The 17,123-nt window shown below is 52.2% G+C and carries 13 protein-coding genes; 7 read left to right on the plus strand and 6 right to left on the minus strand.

The window, feature by feature from the left end:
- Window positions 1-39: 39 nt before the first annotated feature.
- Window positions 40-399, plus strand: a complete 360-nt coding sequence (locus P40081_RS04805; protein WP_042133714.1) for a nuclear transport factor 2 family protein — start codon at window positions 40-42, stop codon at window positions 397-399.
- A 37-nt stretch (window positions 400-436) separates the two neighbouring features.
- Entirely contained in the window at window positions 437-634 is a 198-nt protein-coding gene (locus P40081_RS04810) for a DUF4177 domain-containing protein (protein ID WP_042133716.1), read from the plus strand.
- 366 nt (window positions 635-1,000) lie between these two features.
- Here the strand turns inward: P40081_RS04810 and P40081_RS04815 are convergent, their stop codons facing one another.
- The 6 genes from P40081_RS04815 to P40081_RS04840 all read right to left on the minus strand — a co-directional run bounded on the left by P40081_RS04815 (window position 1,001) and on the right by P40081_RS04840 (window position 8,474).
- Window positions 1,001-1,786, minus strand: a complete 786-nt coding sequence (locus P40081_RS04815) for a spermidine synthase (RefSeq protein WP_156118526.1) — start codon at window positions 1,784-1,786, stop codon at window positions 1,001-1,003.
- Window positions 1,758-3,254, minus strand: coding sequence for a response regulator (locus P40081_RS04820; protein WP_042133718.1), 1,497 nt, complete (start codon window positions 3,252-3,254; stop codon window positions 1,758-1,760). Before P40081_RS04820 ends, P40081_RS04815 begins: the two co-directional genes overlap by 29 nt.
- A gap of 51 nt (window positions 3,255-3,305) precedes the next feature.
- Window positions 3,306-5,117: a sensor histidine kinase gene (locus tag P40081_RS04825; RefSeq protein ID WP_042133719.1), complete on the minus strand. Its 1,812-nt coding sequence runs from the start codon at window positions 5,115-5,117 to the stop codon at window positions 3,306-3,308.
- Between the two features lie 25 nt (window positions 5,118-5,142).
- Entirely contained in the window at window positions 5,143-5,976 is an 834-nt protein-coding gene (locus P40081_RS04830) for a carbohydrate ABC transporter permease (protein WP_042133722.1), read from the minus strand.
- A gap of 2 nt (window positions 5,977-5,978) precedes the next feature.
- On the minus strand, window positions 5,979-6,872 hold the full coding sequence (locus P40081_RS04835; protein WP_042133723.1) for a carbohydrate ABC transporter permease: 894 nt from the start codon (window positions 6,870-6,872) through the stop codon (window positions 5,979-5,981).
- 249 nt (window positions 6,873-7,121) lie between these two features.
- Window positions 7,122-8,474, minus strand: coding sequence for an ABC transporter substrate-binding protein (locus P40081_RS04840; RefSeq protein WP_039310194.1), 1,353 nt, complete (start codon window positions 8,472-8,474; stop codon window positions 7,122-7,124).
- 292 nt (window positions 8,475-8,766) lie between these two features.
- Between P40081_RS04840 and P40081_RS04845 the strand changes: the two genes are divergently transcribed.
- The 5 genes from P40081_RS04845 to P40081_RS04860 all read left to right on the plus strand — a co-directional run bounded on the left by P40081_RS04845 (window position 8,767) and on the right by P40081_RS04860 (window position 17,122).
- Window positions 8,767-11,304 carry a beta-mannosidase gene (locus tag P40081_RS04845; protein WP_042133726.1) on the plus strand — a complete coding sequence of 846 codons (2,538 nt, stop codon included), beginning with the start codon at window positions 8,767-8,769 and terminating at the stop codon, window positions 11,302-11,304.
- Between the two features lie 326 nt (window positions 11,305-11,630).
- Window positions 11,631-11,777 carry a hypothetical protein gene (locus P40081_RS38210; protein ID WP_156118527.1) on the plus strand — a complete coding sequence of 49 codons (147 nt, stop codon included), beginning with the start codon at window positions 11,631-11,633 and terminating at the stop codon, window positions 11,775-11,777.
- A 183-nt stretch (window positions 11,778-11,960) separates the two neighbouring features.
- Window positions 11,961-14,114, plus strand: coding sequence for an alpha-galactosidase (locus P40081_RS04850; RefSeq protein ID WP_042133728.1), 2,154 nt, complete (start codon window positions 11,961-11,963; stop codon window positions 14,112-14,114).
- 1,256 nt (window positions 14,115-15,370) lie between these two features.
- Window positions 15,371-15,715 carry a hypothetical protein gene (locus P40081_RS04855; protein WP_039310202.1) on the plus strand — a complete coding sequence of 115 codons (345 nt, stop codon included), beginning with the start codon at window positions 15,371-15,373 and terminating at the stop codon, window positions 15,713-15,715.
- A 315-nt stretch (window positions 15,716-16,030) separates the two neighbouring features.
- Window positions 16,031-17,122, plus strand: a complete 1,092-nt coding sequence (locus P40081_RS04860) for an ABC transporter substrate-binding protein (RefSeq protein ID WP_042133730.1) — start codon at window positions 16,031-16,033, stop codon at window positions 17,120-17,122.
- The last annotated feature ends 1 nt before the right edge of the window (window position 17,123 follow it).

The raw sequence follows: 17,123 nt of genomic DNA on the forward strand, positions 1-17,123 counted from the left end.
CCCATCCAGAATAGTAAATGTAAAAAGGAGGGAATTGATGTGACAGCTAAAGAATTGCTGGCAGAGCATATCTGCGATCTCGAGGAGCAGCTGCTGAGCAATGAAGTGCGTACGAATCCTGAAGCGGTGGCGCTGCTGATCGCAGATGATTACACTGAATTCGGAAGTTCAGGCAGGGTATGGCGGAAGCACGATCAGGTTGGCGAAGGGGGAGCAGGTGAGGTACGGATGACCTTGAGTAACTTCGAACTCCATACGTTGTCTGAGGAGGCTGTCCTTGCGACCTACCGGACCTTCAATGAAGATTCCGGCATTCACTGCCTGCGCAGCTCGGTCTGGAGGTTGCTTGAGGGACGCTGGCAGATGTTTTTTCATCAGGGGACGCCTGTGAAGGATTAACATGCTTAAGTAGAAAATTACAACAGGAGGAAGATCAATGTTTGAATACAAATTTGTACAAATGAAAAAGAAGAATACTGGATTTCTCCAATTGCCAACGGAGAATTATCAGGAGATTATACATACGCATGCAGCAGAGGGCTGGCGGTTCGTTCAGTTCGTTATCATGCCCAGCGCCCAGGCTGTGGGGTTTCCGGAATATTATGAGCTCATTTTTGAAAAGAAAATGGAGTAGGCCTATTCAGCGGCTGATCGAGTGGTGCGAAGCGGAGCCGAACGGACTCAAGGTGGAGTTCGGCCACAAGCGTATCCCTTCAATGGGCGGACATTTCTCCCCCGGCAGCGCCTGCCTGCGAGTACCGAAAGCGGAGTGCCTAGCATTTAGTTGTATTTCCTGCAGTTAAAAGACGGCGAAAACCCGGATTTGCCGGGTTAACTGTATTCTGTACAATTAAAAATAGCGGTAAGCCTTCTTTTATGAAATATGAGGATTTTTAATTGTAGAAAATACAACTAAAACCTTCGCAGCGCAATAATCGCTCGTTTTAGTTGTACAAAATACAGTTAAAGCTAGGGCGGCGCAACTCCGGTCATAGGCCAACTACCGGCGGTCCCGGATCACATGCCCAAGCTCCGGCGTAATTTCGCTGAATCCGGCCATGTGGCGGGACTGATAGGTGACTGGCCGGCTGCTGCCAACCATAATAATGTTGCGGAGATCGGCGTTGCCTTCTGCCGGGAGGGCGAAGGTCTTAGTGTGGGGATACACCTCGTTAAGCGTCGTGTGGATCGCACTAATCAGCCGGTCGTTATCGCTGCGGCCCATCAGGTTCATGATAATCGCGCCGTGTCCGTGCAGCTTATCCCGGGTAAGCCCGAAGAACTCCAGCGAAGTGAAATGCGCCGGTGTTCCGGCAGCGGTGAAGGCATCCAGCAGAATGTAATCATAGCTCCGGTCTGCTTCATTCTCCAGCAGGCTGCGGCCGTCACCGATCAGTACATTGTCCTGACTGTAACCAAAGCGGGTTCGGCTGTATTCCACAACCTGCTCATTGACCTCAGCGACCTTAAAGCGCTTCTCCGCAAAATACCCGGCAATCGTTCCAATCCCGTGCCCGATCAGGAACACATCCTCGAAATAAGGATCGCCCGCCTCCATCAGATGGATCATCGCCCGCGGATATTCAAAGATGACCCGGCGAGGATGCTCCAGATCCAGCGCGCCTTGAATCGCTTCACCCGAGAACTGCAGCACACGGAACCGTCCGGTCTCGCCATACAGCTCGGTTGTATCATATACCTCGATTTCCTGAGAGTCATGTGTAGTTCGGGACAGCGGATGCAAGTGATCAGACTCCTTACACAGATGAGATTCGTTTATATTCATTCGGCGTGACGCCGACAACTTTTTTGAACAGTTTATTGAAATAGGCGGGGTCGGGATAGCCGACTTCGGTGCCGATTTCATGGATTTTGAGGTCCGGGGCATTCTTCAGCAGCTGCTTGGCCTTGCGGATGCGGATTTCAATTATATAATCAGTCAGCGTAAGACCGGTCTCCTGCTTGAACAGCTTGCTCAAATAACTTGGCGTAAGATACACCATCCCCGCAAGGGTGTTCAGATCTGCGTGCTGGTTATAGTTGGCTGAGATCCAGCGCTTGATGGTCTCGACGGCGGTACCGGACAACTCCAGCCGGTGGGCACGGATACTGCTTAGAGCAGACGACAAGGAGGAAGCGAACAGCTTTTCCATATCTGCAAAAGCCAAACAGCTCTCCAGCTGTTCCTCCAGCGCCATAGTCACTCCGTTACGGTAGACCGCTTCGAATTCCTGCACTTCCTTACGGGCAAGCTCTTCCATCTCCCGGCACATGCGGAGAATCTGCTCGGGATAAGCACACTGCGATGCAAGCTCCGAGAATAGCTTATGAATTCCTGCAAGTACACCCTCGACATTGAGGATCTGTAAATCATGGACCAGCGGTTCACGATAAGGCGCAAAAAGCTCAGACCCTGCCTTATCCGGCAGGATGAGCTCTTCAATAGTAACATAATGCAGCGGCCGGGATTGGTATATTCCGCAGTCACAGGCATGTTTGGCTTCCAGATAAGCCGTTCTGAGCCTGGCTGCATCCGCGTAGGAGCGGCTTATGCCCACATGCAGAGTATGCCCTGCACTGGCAGCCTGCAGATATCTGCGGATCTCGCTTAATTCAGCAGATTCCAGCGGCTGCGCAGAATACCAGATCCAGACCTGCAGTCCCTGGCGGAGTTCCAGCACATCGAATCCGTTATCCATCTCTTGCCGCAGACTGTCTGTACAGGAGCAGACGGTTTCAGGCGAGTCTCCTTTGAGGACAAACACCGAGAAATAAGGCTGGGGCAAAATAAGGCCGCCGATCAGCACAGCGGAGGGCTCTTCAATATGCAGCATGGAGAGCAGCATCCCGGAGCGGTGCCGTTCTTCCTTCTCACGCAGCAGCGTGCGTTCCTTATCCAGGCTGTAGAGCACGTCGAACAGCTGCTCTTTATTGATCGGCTTCAGCAGATAATCTACCGCCGAGCTGCGGATGGCTTCCCGGGCATAATCAAATTCAACGAATCCGCTCATCAGCAGGGAACGAATATGGGGATGACTGGCTTTGAGCAGACGGATCAGCTCAAGGCCGCCAATCTGCGGCATGCGGATATCGGTAATCAGGACATCGAACTGGAGGGCAGGCAGCGCATCCAGCAGCTGTTTGCCGTCAGGATAAGTGCGGATGACGGCGAAATCGCTGCTCTCCTTGCTGATCATCCGGGCCAGACCTTCGCGGATCAGGACTTCATCATCTACGATCACAATACGCAGCAATCCGGATATCCCCTTTCAAAAGACATAATGTGCAGGTTGCCCTGTTTCCGGTTAATCTTCAATACGGTGGGAGAGATTCTCGATTCTTAGAATGACACGGGTGCCTTGGCCGGATTCGCTCTCTACACGCAGTCCATACGGGCTGCCGTAGTCCAGGCGGAGCCGTTCGTTCACATTGCGCAGGCCGATACCGAATTTCTCGCCGTCAGCTCCCCCCGTCAGGGTATGGTTCAGCGCGCGCAGCGTACCTTCATCCATGCCGACACCATCATCCTCCACGCAAAATACAGCTTTGCCCCCCTCTGCCCAGCCGGTGATGCTGATGGTGCCCGGGCCTTCCTTGGGCTCCAGGCCATGAAAGACGGCGTTCTCGACGATCGGCTGGAAGACCAGCTTAATGACCGGGAAGCTCAGCAGAGCATCCGGCACGTCAATCTTCAAGCTGAATTTGTCCGGGAAACGGATTTGCAGCATATCCAGATAATTACGGGTGTGATCAAGCTCCTGCCCGATGGTCACCATCTCCTCGCTGCGGACAATCCCGTAACGCATCTGCATCCCCAGCAGGTACGTCAGCTTCGCGACCCGGGGATCATCACTGCCTTCAGCCAGCATGCGGATGGATTCAAGCGTGTTGTAGATGAAATGCGGATTGATCTGGTTCTGCAAGGCCCGCATATCGGCTTTTTGCTTGCGTTTCTCCGTCAGCTTCACTTCCTGCAGCAGGTCCTTCACGCGGATGATCATCCGGTTGAAGTGGCTGCCCAGCATTCCGATCTCATCATTGTACCGGGGATGCAGCCATACCTCCAGATTGCCATGCTGCACCTGCTTCATCAGGCGGACCATGGATTTCAGCGGCTTCGTCAGGGCATGGGAGATGAAGGTGGCTACAATCAGGGCGAAGGCGATTATCGCCAGCGTGGTCAGCACCTGCGCGTTACGGGTTTTCTCCACTGGTGACAGTATCCGCTCCAGCGGGATAGAGACCATTGTAGTCCAGCCGGTCTTGGCCGATACAGTATATACCGCGAGATATTCCTTGCCGTCCAGAGTGATCTGGAAATGGCCATCGGGTCCGTTCACCTGCTGCAGGAACTTGTCCGTATACTTCTCCAGCATGCCGGACCCACCGCCTGAATCATCCGGGCTGGCGTACATCATTTCCCCCTTGTCATCAACAATCAGGGTACTCCCCTGGGTGACTGCATTGACCGGGTCCACGATGCCCTTGAACAGGCTGATATTGATATCGAACACAATAATGCCGATCTTCTGCAGCGAGCTGACCGAACTGACGGTACGCAGAATGCTGAATACCTCCCGGTGATCCCCCGCATTTACACGGATCATATGCCTGCCCTGAACTATGGAAGCTACTCCGGACTCGGTGAGACTCTGCCACTGCGCCAGACGTTCTTCCGGGAACAGCTCGCTGATGCCCGAGCTTTTGTCATAATAGACGGAGCCGTATTTATCCACCAGGTATACAGCAACAATCTCTTCTTTCGTATGGTTCAAATAGCTTAGGAACATGGACATGCCCGTATTTTTTTCCCAATCGGTCTGCTCCTGCTCCAGATAGAACTGGACATCGGTATTGTAGAGCGGGAGCGCAGTGTACCTCTTCAGGTCGGCTACATAACGGTCGATGGTATCCGAGGCGCTGTCTGCCATCTGTCCGGCGCTTGCTGTTGCATTAACCAGGACGGAATTGAAGGTGGAACGGGACGATAGATAACTGACATAAGTGATCGGCATGGATATCAGAAAAATAAACACGACAATCAGCTTGCGCTCCATAGGCAGATTGGCCAGGAACAGCCAAAGGGTACGCGGAAATCTCCGGATATAGGATACCACTGTGTTGTTCCTTTCCGTACATCCCCTATTTCACCGCGCCGTTCGTTACGCCTTCAAAGATATAACGCTGCAGGAAGAAGTAGAGGATGACTGTCGGCAGCAGGATCAGCAGGATCGCCGCACAGATCAGGTTCCACTCGCCTGAATTGACCCCCTGGAAACGCATGAGGATCGTCGTTACAACACCCAGGCTCTGCTTGGGCATATAGAGGTAAGGGATGTACATGTCATTGTAAATGCTGATCGTCTTCAGGATGACCAGAGTGGCCGTCGCCGGTGTAAGCAACGGGAAGATGATCGAACGGTAGATTTTGAACAGGGAAGCGCCTTCAACCATGGCATTCTCGTCGAGATCAAACGGAATATTGCGGATGAACTGTAAATAGAGAATGATCTGGATCACATCGGCCCCGATATAGAGCACAATGGGAGCGCCGAGCGTGTTGTAGAGCCCCATATTTTTGATGATGCCGAAGGTGGCGACCTGGGTGGTGATGCTAGGAATGATGGTGGCCACGAGATATGCACCGAACACAACCGGCTTCAGCTTAAAAGAGAAGCGGCCCAGTACATATGCCACCATTGTGCCAAACAGAATGTTCAGGGTCAATGTAATTATAATAATGACGAGTACATTGCCGAAGCCGCTGAGCAGCCCGCCGCGCTGGAAGACAGCGATGAAGTTGTCGAAGTTCAGGAAGCTGTGCGGCAGAGCCATAGAGCTGCTGCTGTTGAACTCATCTGTGGATTTGAACGCATTGACGATCACGACATACGGCGGGAATAACACTACGAATACGCCGATGAGCAGCGTGAAATATTTGAACAGGTCTTTGAAGCGCAATTTGGAATGTTCCATGGCTACTTATCTCCTCCCCGGCTAAGAACCAGCTGTTGAATCAGCAGTACGATGACTACAAAGAAGAGCAGGATAACGCTCATGGCCGAGGCCAGGCCGTAATTGTTGAAGGCAAATGCCGTATCCACCACGCGCTGGACATACGTCTGGCTGGCGCCCGCTGGGCCGCCTTTGGTGAGTACGAACGGAAGGTCGAAGACTTCGAGTGCGCCGGTCACGGTCAGGAACAGATTGAGCTGAATGACGGCCTTCATATTCGGCAGCGTAATTCTCCAGAGGGTCTGCATCGAGTTTGCACCGTCAATCTTCGCAGCTTCATAAATATCACGCGGAATGGCCTGCAGGGAAGCAATATAAATGACCATATTGTAGCCCATGAACCGCCAGAAGCCGGTGGAAGCGAGCGCGTAGTTCACCAGTCCTTCGGTGCCGAGCCAGCTGGTCTGTCCAAGGCCGGTCAGGCCGATGCTGTTCAGGAACAGATTCAGTGAACCGTTGGTAGTGTCGAAGACATAACCGAACATGAAGGCAACGGCGACACCATTCATAATGTAAGGCAGGAAGAGCATGATGCGAAAAGCATTCCGGCCCCGCAGCTTGCTGTTCAGCACAACGGCGAAGTAGATCGCCACTATATTCTGAACGAGACCCATGACGAAGTAGGCGAAGTTATGGGTGAATACTTTGAAAATATCAGGGGTGTTAAACACCTCGCGGTAATTATCGAGGCCGACCCAAGGCTTCTCGGGGCTGTAGCCGTCCCAGTTGGTGAAGCTGTAATAGACCAGCTTCAGCGCCGGATAATAAGTGAATGTGGCGAGGAGGATCAGCGGGATCAGCAGAAAGGAGACTATGATAATAGTTTTCTGCTTGTTGTAAGACAGTGTTCCGAACATCGCATACCCTTCTTTCGTGAAAGCTTAAGTGGGATTGACGACAAAAGGGATTATCCATGAAGGCGATAATCCCTTTTGCGCCGGAAGTTTAGTGCATCTGGCTGCTTAGTGCAGCAGGGTAAATCATTTTATACCTTGAAGCTAAAGCTCCACTTCGTGGGGCTGTTTTAAAAGAATTTATATGTTTCGGGGTCCCCGCAAAGTACCTGAGTCATCACCCGAAGCCAAGCTCAACTTTGTGGGGTTATTTTAGTAGCCGAGGTCTTTCTTGGCTTTGGCCCAGGCTTTGTTCCATTTGTCGAAGACGGTTTGCGGATCTTTGGCAAGCACGAACTCTTGGACCATAGCAGGCAGGTCGAGCTGTGCTTTGTTGGTGATTTCGGTAACCTTGGCGTCATCTACGGTACCTTCCTGCAGGACTACACCCGTCGACTGGAATTCCTTAAGCTGAGTCAGCTTGGATTCTTTGCCTTTGAGCGGGGAGATGAAGCCGGCGAAGTCCTCGTATCCGGATTCTTCGATCATCCATTTCACGAAGGCCTTGGCAGCATCGACATTCTTGCTGTTCTTAGCCACGGCATAGAAGAAGTCCGGGCTGAGCGGAGCCGTCAAAGTGCCCGAGTTGTCATAAGGAAGCGGGAAGAAGCCTACGTTATCGGAAGTGGTACCCGCACCGATCACCTGATTGATGACCCAGTTACCCAGGAAGTACATGGCGAATTTACCCGATGCGATGTCTTTCTTGGATTGCTCCCAGTTGGTGGAGTTGATGTCTTTTTCCAGGTAGCCTTTTTCATTCAGCTCTCTGAGCAGACCGAGCGCTTTGCCGTATCCGTTGTCCATGGTGAACGGAGCATCTTGTGTCAGCTTCTCATTCGGGAAGTCAGGGTTGCCGGCAATCACGCGGGGAACAGCATATACCCAGTCATTAAGCGGCCATTTGTCTTTGAAGTTGGAAGCGAGCGGAACGACACCTTTAGCTTTGAGCTTCTCGCAGGCCGCGAGGAATTCATCCCATGTCTTCGGAACTTCGGTGATTCCGGCATCGGCGAAGGCTTTTTTGTTATAAACAATCCCCGAAGTGGAGTTACCGGTAGTGATCCCGTACAGCTGGCCGTCAAAGGATTTGAAATCTTTGAAGGTGAGCTGGTCATTCAGTCCGAGATCATCGAGTGAGGCGAAATATTTAGGCAGATCGGAGTTCGGAATGTTAGGGACGAACATCACGTCAGGCAGCTCGCCGCTGGCCATTCTAACTTTTGCCTGCTGGTTGTAGTCGGTTTGGGAAGCTTCGAATTCTACCTTGATGTTCGGATATTTCTCATTAAAGCGCTTAACATATTCGTCATACTCTTTGCCGATCATGTCGGTTCTGTTGGTCAGGAAAATGATTTTGCCGCTGATGTCAGCGCCGCCTGCCGCTGCAGGTTCAGTAGCAGGTGCAGCTGTTGCCTCTCCGGCGGCAGTCTCAGGAGCGGTGGTTGCTGCCGGCTCATCTGTAGCCGTCGCTGCGTTGTTATTGTTGTTTGAACCGCAGCCTGTCAGGGATAAAGAGAAGATCATGATGATAACAAAACATAACGAAAATAACTTATTTCTCATTGTGTAGTCCCCTTTTCGTTTATTGTTAGCGTTTACATGATTATTATAGCGCTAAAGTATCCAATGAGAAATGTATTCATTTATTATTTATTGTCTTTATTTGTTCTGTTTATAAGATTATAATTAAGTTATTGCTAACAATAAAATAACAAAATACAATGAGGGTAATTAAAACGTAGGCTATTTAACTTAAAGCTTATGCTATTAAAACTTAAAGCGTATACTTCCGATGCGGGTTCTGTACGAAGCAATCTCAGGGAAGTGTACGCTCACAAAACTTTTAGGAGGACTTATGAAACAACTGCACATCAACCTGACGAACTGGGAATTTAGAGCCTGTGGAGATGAAGCCTGGCTTCCAGCCATTGTACCGGGAACGGTACATACGGATCTGCTCCGGAATGGAGTTATAGATCAGCCCTTTTATGGAACCAATGAACATGACCTGCAATGGATCGACAAGAAGAACTGGGAATACAGAACCGTATTTAAATTAGAAGAGAACTGGCAGACACTGGCGGTTACGGAGCTGGTATTCGCCGGACTGGATACGTATGCAGATGTATATGTGAACAATGTTCATGCACTGTCCGCAGACAATATGTTCCGCTCCTGGACCGTGAATGTGAAGGGCCTTCTGCAGGCTGGGGAGAATGAGATCCGCATCGTATTCCGCTCGGTGGTGACCGAGGATCTGCCGAAGCTGGCCCAGCTGGGCTATGATCTGCCTGCACCGAATGACCAGTCCGAGCTCGGCGGGCTTCAGGAGCAGCGGATCAGTGTGTTTGCCCGCAAAGCGCCGTATCACTATGGATGGGACTGGGGCCCGAGATTCCTGACCAGCGGCATCTGGCGTGAAGCCGTGCTGGAGGGCCGGGACATTGCGGTCATTAAGGATCTGTACATCCGCCAGAATGCGGTGAGTCCGAAGGAAGCGCGGCTGACGGCTGTAGTTGAAGTGGATGCTCCGGAAGCTTGGAGCGGCATGCTGCGGGTGACTGCTGAAGGGCAGGAATGGATGAAGGCAGCTTCGCTGGTTCCGGGCAATCAGGTGGTGGAGCTGGAGCTGGTCATCGATACGCCGCGCCTGTGGTGGTGTAACGGGCTGGGTCTACCTGAGCTGTACCAATTCCGTGCAGAGCTGCTGGAGGGAGAAGAAGCTGTGGCCGTGTCGGAGATTACGACCGGACTGCGGGAAATTAAGCTGGTCCGTAAGCCCGATGAGCGCGGGGCTTCGTTCCATTTTGAGCTGAATGGTGTGCCGGTCTTCGCTAAAGGATCGAATCATATTCCCAATGATAGCTTCATAACTGAGGTTACGGAGGAACGTTACCGCCATGAGATTGCTACGGCAGTGGAATCCAATATGAATATGCTGCGTGTGTGGGGCGGCGGATTCTATGAAGAGGAAGTTTTCTACCGTCTGTGTGATGAGTACGGCCTGCTGGTCTGGCAGGACTTCATGTTCGCATGCAGCATGTACCCGGGGGACGAGCCGTTCCTGAACAATATCCGTGAGGAAGCGGTATATAATGTCCGCAGATTGCGGAATCACCCGTCTATTGCTGTATGGTGCGGGAACAATGAGATTGATTCGGCCTGGTCGCAATTCGAGGAGAATATGGGCTGGGGCTGGAAGGAGAAGCTGAGTGCTGATATCCGTGAGACCTTATGGGCCGCGTATGAAGAAATCTTCCACAAGATTCTGCCTGAGGCTGTTGCCGCGAATCATCCGGGTGTGGATTATTGGCCTTCCTCACCGCTGCGTGAGCTTACCCGCGGTCAGGATCAGCATGCTACGCGGATTATGGGCGAAGGCGATATTCACTACTGGGGAGTATGGCACGGAATCGAGCCATTTGAGAACTATAACCTTAAGGTTGGCCGCTTCATGAGCGAATACGGCTTCCAGTCCTTCCCGGAGCTGAAGTCGGTGCTCAGCTACGCGGAAGAAGAGGATATGGAGCTGGAGTCCAAGGTGATGCTGGCCCATCAGAAGAACGGACGGGGTAATCAGCTGATCAAGGAATACATGGATATGTACCTGCCGCAGCCTAAGGACTTCAGAGGCTTCTTGTACATGAGCCAGGTGCTTCAGGCGGAAGCGATCCGCATCGCAATTGAGAGCCACCGCCGGAACAAGCCTTACTGCATGGGCACGCTGTACTGGCAGATGAATGACTGCTGGCCGGTAGCTTCCTGGGCGGGTATGGATTATTACGGACGCTGGAAGGCGCTGCAATATACCGTGCGCAAGTCCTTCAAGGATGTGCTGCTGTCCATTGACGGTACGGACGGGGATACGCTCAAGGTTCACGCTGTCTCCGACCGGCGTCAGGCGCTGGACGGCGAGCTCGTAATCCGGCTTCATGACTTCAGCGGCGCGCTGCTGCGGGAATGGTCGCAGCCGGTAACGCTGGCTGCGGATTCGGCAGCGGTGGTATTCACACTGCCGGTTGCTGAATTGCTGGAAGGCCGCGAGCCGGCACAAGTGTTGCTGGTGGCTTCCCTGGTGGAAGGCGGACAGGTGCTGGAGTACAAGGAGCATTACTTCGCGGCAGCCAAGGATATTCCGCTGAGCAAGCCGGTAATTACGGTGACGGAAGTGCCGGGCAGCGCCGGGAAGAGCTTCACGCTCAGCAGCGATGTGCTGGCGAGAGGCGTGCATCTGACCGTAGAAGAAGAGGGCATCTTCTCCGACAACTTCTTCGATCTGCTCCCTGGCGAGCCGAAGACGGTAGAGTTTGCACTCAGCGGAAGCGGTGAGGCGGACTTCACGCCGGCGGCTCCAACGGGGCTGGTGGTCCGCTCGATGGCGGATTATATCTAAATATAAAGAAGCGGGTGCTACGCAATCCTTCACGCTGAATCGGATTCCGTCCCTTGATGGACGGGATGGCCGTTGCTACTTTAGGGAAGCGGGCAGGCTTGCGGACTGACAAGACCTTATTGTTTGAAATAAAGCATTATTTCCAGTCTTGCGGACTCAGAAGACCTTAATTCCCGCTCAGAAGGCCGTTTGGACGCTGAAGCGGTGCAATAGGGGCTTCTGAGTCCGCTTGGAAGGAAAAAGTGGCATTTTCAGCGAAATAACGGCTCTCCATTCCGCTTGGACTTGTCTCGTAGAAGCAGGCGGGGCTTGGTGAAGAACAAAGAATGCTGGAGAACGTGGAAGTGGAAGCAGCGGAAGTAGCAGAAGTAGTAGAAGTAAGAGTGGCAGCAGTAGAAGTAGTAGCGGTAGTAGAAGTAGATCACCGCCGAAGACCGGTAAGACCGCCGAAGCTTAGGGTTATCGGTGGGTGACTGGGCGGAGTTCGGCTTATCGTTAGGTGAGAGGCGGAGGTTCGTGCGTGTTGTAGGCTGAAACAAATAGTAAATGGCAGATATTAGATATTAAATATTAGATATTAGATAGTAAGCTGCAGGTTGTAGCTATAGGTTGCAGGTTGCAGATAATTAATCCTTAGGAGAGAAGGAGTCAGGACCATGGCGATATGGGTTCAGGAAGACAAGGGGATATTCCACCTGCAGAGCACAGGGATGAGTTATGTGATCGGACTGGTGAATGGTTATCCAGCGCATCTCTATTGGGGAGGGCGGCTGCGTGAGGGCAGCAATCTGGACGGTTTGCTCCTGCCGGTGGCCCATGGCTCGCTGGACCGGCTGCCGCAGGAATATCCGCAATATGGAACCGGGGATTTCCGCGTTCCTGCCTATCAGGCCAAACTTGAGGATGGAACACGGGTCACTGAGCTGCGCTACAGCGGGTACCGCGTGACGGAAGGCAAACCGGAGCTTGCCGGATTGCCTTCCGTGTATGTAGAATCGCCGGAGGAAGCAGATACGCTTGAGCTTATTCTGAAGGATGATTACGCCAAGCTGACCGTGAAGCTGCGATATACGGTATATAAGGAACGGAATGTCATAGCGCGTTCCGTGGAGTTCTCCAATGACGGCCCGGATACGCTGCAGCTGCAGCGCGCCCTTAGTGCCTCTGTGGATTTCCCGGCGGCTGACATGGATATGATCTACCTGTCCGGTGCCTGGTCGCGGGAGGCCCAGATTACCCGCAGACGCCTGGAGCAGGGCAACTCTGCGATCCAGAGCCGCCGGGGAATGAGCAGCCATCAGCATAATCCGTTTGCTGCATTGGCCAAGGCCGGAGCCGATGAGAACCAAGGCGAGGTGTTCGGCTTCTCCCTGGTATACAGCGGCAACTTTGAAGCTGAGACAGAGGTAGATCCCTTCGGAACCACCCGGTTTACCATCGGTCTGAATTCCTTCGATTTCTCCTGGAAGCTGGAGCCCGGCGGGCATTTCCAGACCCCGGAAGCGGTTATGGTCTACTCGGGACAGGGGATCGGAGAGATGTCGAGAACGTATCACCGTCTATACCGGACCCGTCTCTGCCGAGGACAGTACAGGGACAAAGAGCGTCCGATTCTGGTCAATAACTGGGAAGCCACTTATTTCGACTTCAACACCGACAAGCTGGAGGCGATTGCCGCCGAAGGGGCGAAGCTCGGCATTGAGCTGTTCGTGCTGGACGACGGCTGGTTCGGCAAACGGGATGCGGATAATTCCTCGCTGGGTGACTGGGTAGAGGATCTGCGCAAGCTGCCAGGCGGGTTGGCTGACCTGGCGCAGCGGGTGAACGGCCATGGGCTCAAATTCGGCCTGTGGGTTGAGCCGGAGATGATCTCGCCTGATAGCGATCTGTACCGCAGTCACCCGGACTGGTGTCTGCATGTGCCGGGCCGCCGCCGCAGTGAAGCCCGCTGGCAGCTGGTACTGGATTATACAAGGGCTGAGGTACGGCAGTATATTTTCGAGTCGCTTAGCCGTATCTTCTCTTCAGTTCCGGTAACCTACATTAAATGGGATATGAACCGCTGTCTGACCGAGATCGGCTCGGCGCAGCTTCCGGCAGACCGGCAGGAAGAAACTGCGCACCGTTATGTACTCGGGCTGTACGAACTGCTTGAACGGCTGACGTCGGCATTCCCCCATATATTGTTCGAGAGCTGCTGCAGCGGGGGCGGCCGTTTCGATCCCGGCATGCTCTACTATATGCCGCAGACCTGGACCAGCGATGATACCGATGCGGTAGAACGCCTGAAGATTCAGTATGGAACCAGCCTAGTCTATCCGGCCAGCTCGATGGGAGCACATGTCTCTGCGGTGCCGAATCATCAGGTGGGCCGGTTCACGCCGCTGTCCTTCCGGGGAGATGTAGCTATGTCCGGCAACTTCGGTTATGAGCTCGATCTGACGAAGTTCACTCCGGAGGAGAAGGAGCTGGCAAAGGCGCAGGTGGCGAATTATAAGGAAATCCGCAGCCTGGTGCAGCAGGGCAATCTGTACCGGCTGGAGAGCCCGTTCGAGGGCAATGATACGGCCTGGATGTTCGTCTCGGATGATCAGCGCGAGGCGCTGGTCTATTACTTCCGGGTACTGGCCATGCCGCACCCGCCGCGCCGGATGCTCCTGCTCGGGGGACTGAACCCGGACCTCGACTACCGTATTGAAGGCAGCGGCGAAGTCTACGGCGGGGACTGCCTGATGCAGGCCGGTCTGCTGCTGCCGGAGGTCCAGCGGGACTTCGTGAGCGGCTGCTACCACCTGAAGGCTGAAGGATAAACAACAGGCAGATCATAGGGAATAGGGGAAGCCGGGGAAACCTTGGCTTCCCCTATTCTGTATAGAAAGCTGTAGCATGTGAATAATTAGGGATGCGGCGAAGGGGACGTAGCAGAAGTAGCAGACGTAGCCGGATGTAGCAGATGAGGTAGCATTAGCAGATGAAGCAGACGTAGTAGCAGACGTGGCCAGAAGTAGCAAATGTAGCAGCAGTAGCAGACGTAGCAGCATTAGCAGTCGTAGCCAGAAGTAGCAAATGTAGCAGCAGTAGCAGATGAAGCAGACGTAGCAGTAGTAGCAGTAGTAGCAGATGAAGCAGACGTAGTAGCAGACGTTGCCAGAAGTAGCAAATGTAGCAGTAGTAGCTGTAGTAGATGAAGCAGAAGCAGCAGAAGCAGAAGTAGCAGACGTAGCAGCAGTAGCCAGATGAAGCAGATGTAGCAGATGTAGCAGATGAAGCAGACGTAGCAGCAGTAGCCAGATGAAACAGATGAAGCAGCAATAGCAGACGTAGCCGGATGTAGCAGCATTGGCAGTCGTAGCCAGACGAAGTACTATTAGCAACAATACTCCCTTTGCCGTTATTTGATGGTTTTTGTAAGCTTCCGGTTGGATCTGGAATTAAGCAGGTTAACTGTAAACAGGCTGAACCTTATTTCCCGAGAACCGCGGCTGAGTCGGGCTAATCATCCTCCGATAGATTGGAATTGAAACTTGAACATGTACCTTTCTGTGGAAGCCAGCGCTTGCCAGTTTATTTGGAGTAACCCATATGCAGCGTAAGCGGTTAATTGTATTTTCTGCAACTAAAGAGCGGAAATTGGACCGGATTCCCGGGTTAACTGTATTCTGTACACTTAAAAATAGCGGAAGCACTTCTTTTGCGGAATTTGGGGATTTTTAACTGTACAAAATGCAATTAAAACGCCCGCAGCGCGATAAATGATCGTTTTAGTTGTACGAAATACAGTTAGAACAGAGCTGGAGTAGAGCTGGAACGCTGGTCTAGCAGCGAACTGCTGCAATCCAATTCCAGTAAAACATTTGGTGTGAGTCCCGTGTGAGTCCGGTGGTAATGGGGTGTCGATCCGGAGGATTTCAGTTCATTTTACATAACTGTTAGCCAGGCATCGTTCGGGTTTGGCGTTACTTTCATGTTATATTCAGCTTTTTTCTTGCCGGAAAAGCTAGAATTATGTATAATAGCAATTATTATCGATGTGAATGTACGATATTCTGTTTTCGAAGGTGGTTTCATGGCAGAACTGGAAAACAGCGAGCAGAAGAAGAAGATGTGCCAGATCTACAATGAGATCTCCAAGGAATTGTTTGGTTTCGGGACGACCCTGCTCCGCGTTACTGTCGATCAGCGGGTCATTACCTTTCACGCCAAGCACCGCAGGTCTCCACGGTCGACCGCCCTGGAAGGGGAGGCGCCGGAGCTTAAGCAGGAAGTGGACTTCCGGATGTCGCTGCTGTTTAAGAAGAGATTCAAAGAACGGCTTGAAGCAGAGATGGGCTTAACGATTGAGGTTCTGCTGAGGGATTATGATGCACCAACCGGATGGGCTTTTACCAATATGATATTGGCCGGTGAATGAAGCATTTCAGTCAATGAATTTTGAATATCACGGATTTTTGCTTTTGATCTATCTTAAGCGAAGACCGTCCTTCTATAACGGGGTAGCTCTTTCCTTTGTTTATACAAAGAAAGGTGTTCTTGTTCCTACAAGAATGCTTTTCTTTTTTTTGTGAAAAAATAAGGCAAACCAAGTTTTTATTACCAACAGGGGGTGCTGCTGATCCGTTGTCTGCTGCCGATTGCTTAATGGAAGACTGACAGAACATGCCGTTTGTATAGGATGACCGCTGGAATTGTACCGCATATTTAATTACATTTGGGAGGTTATTTACTAATGAATAAATTAATGACTACAGGCCTTGCTCTTGCTTTGACTTCTCTGCTTGCCGCTTGCGGCAACAACAATACCGCTGCGACAAACGGCGCCGGTACGGACAATGCAGCTACACCGGAAGCAACATCTGGGGGTGCGCCAACGGAATTAGTGGTCTCAACCTGGGGATTCTCGGAGGACTTCTTCAAGGAATCCGTCTACGCTCCATTTGAGAAAGAGCATAATGTCAAAATCGTCGTCGAGATCGGCAACAACGCCGAGCGCCTGAACAAAATCCGTCAGGGCAGCTCCGATGTCGATGTAGTCTATCTGTCTGACTATTATGCGCAGCAGGCTATCAATGAAGGTCTGTTCGAAACGATTGACCGCAGCAATATTCCGAACATCGATAAGATCTATGATATCGCCAAAGCGCCGCTCGGCGAAGAATATGGTCCGGCGTACACCGTTGGGCGTCTCGGAATTGCCTATAACCCGGCACTTGTTGAAGGAGAAGTCGGTTCATGGGCAGATATGTGGAGTAAGTTCGACAAGAACCTGGCGCTGCCGGCGATTACTGCCACAGCGGGTCCAATGATTGTGGATGCGGCATCGCTCGTGTCGGGCGGTACAGAGTTCAATGAAGACGGAGCCTTCACGAAGCTGAAGGAGCTGGACAGCAATGTGGTCAAATATTACTCCCAGACTTCGGAGTATGTAAATATGTTCGGCCAGGAGGAAATTGCCGGCGGTCCGATTATGGAAATGTACTTCAAGGATCTCCAGGCAGCCGTGCCGGATGCCAAGTTCGTTGCACCGTCTGAAGGTGCTTATGCCGTAATGAATACGGTCAACGTGGTCAAAGGCAGTGACAATAAAGAGCTTGCCGAAGAGTTCATCAACTGGCAGCTGAGCCAGGAAGTGCAGGAGAAATCGGCCAAAGCCAAAGTCGATTCCCCGGTAAACACAGAGGTTGTGCTAACGGATGAAGAAGCAGTAGGGGTAACGTACGGTGCAGAGGTAATCAGCAAGCTGCGCAAGCTGGACATGTCCTTCGTGAACGAGCATATCTCCGTGTGGACAGACCGCTTCAACCGTGAGATTGGCGGCTAAG

It is taken from the genome of Paenibacillus sp. FSL P4-0081, assembly GCF_000758565.1.
GTDB classification, from domain to species: Bacteria; Bacillota; Bacilli; order Paenibacillales; family Paenibacillaceae; genus Paenibacillus_AQ; species Paenibacillus_AQ phytohabitans.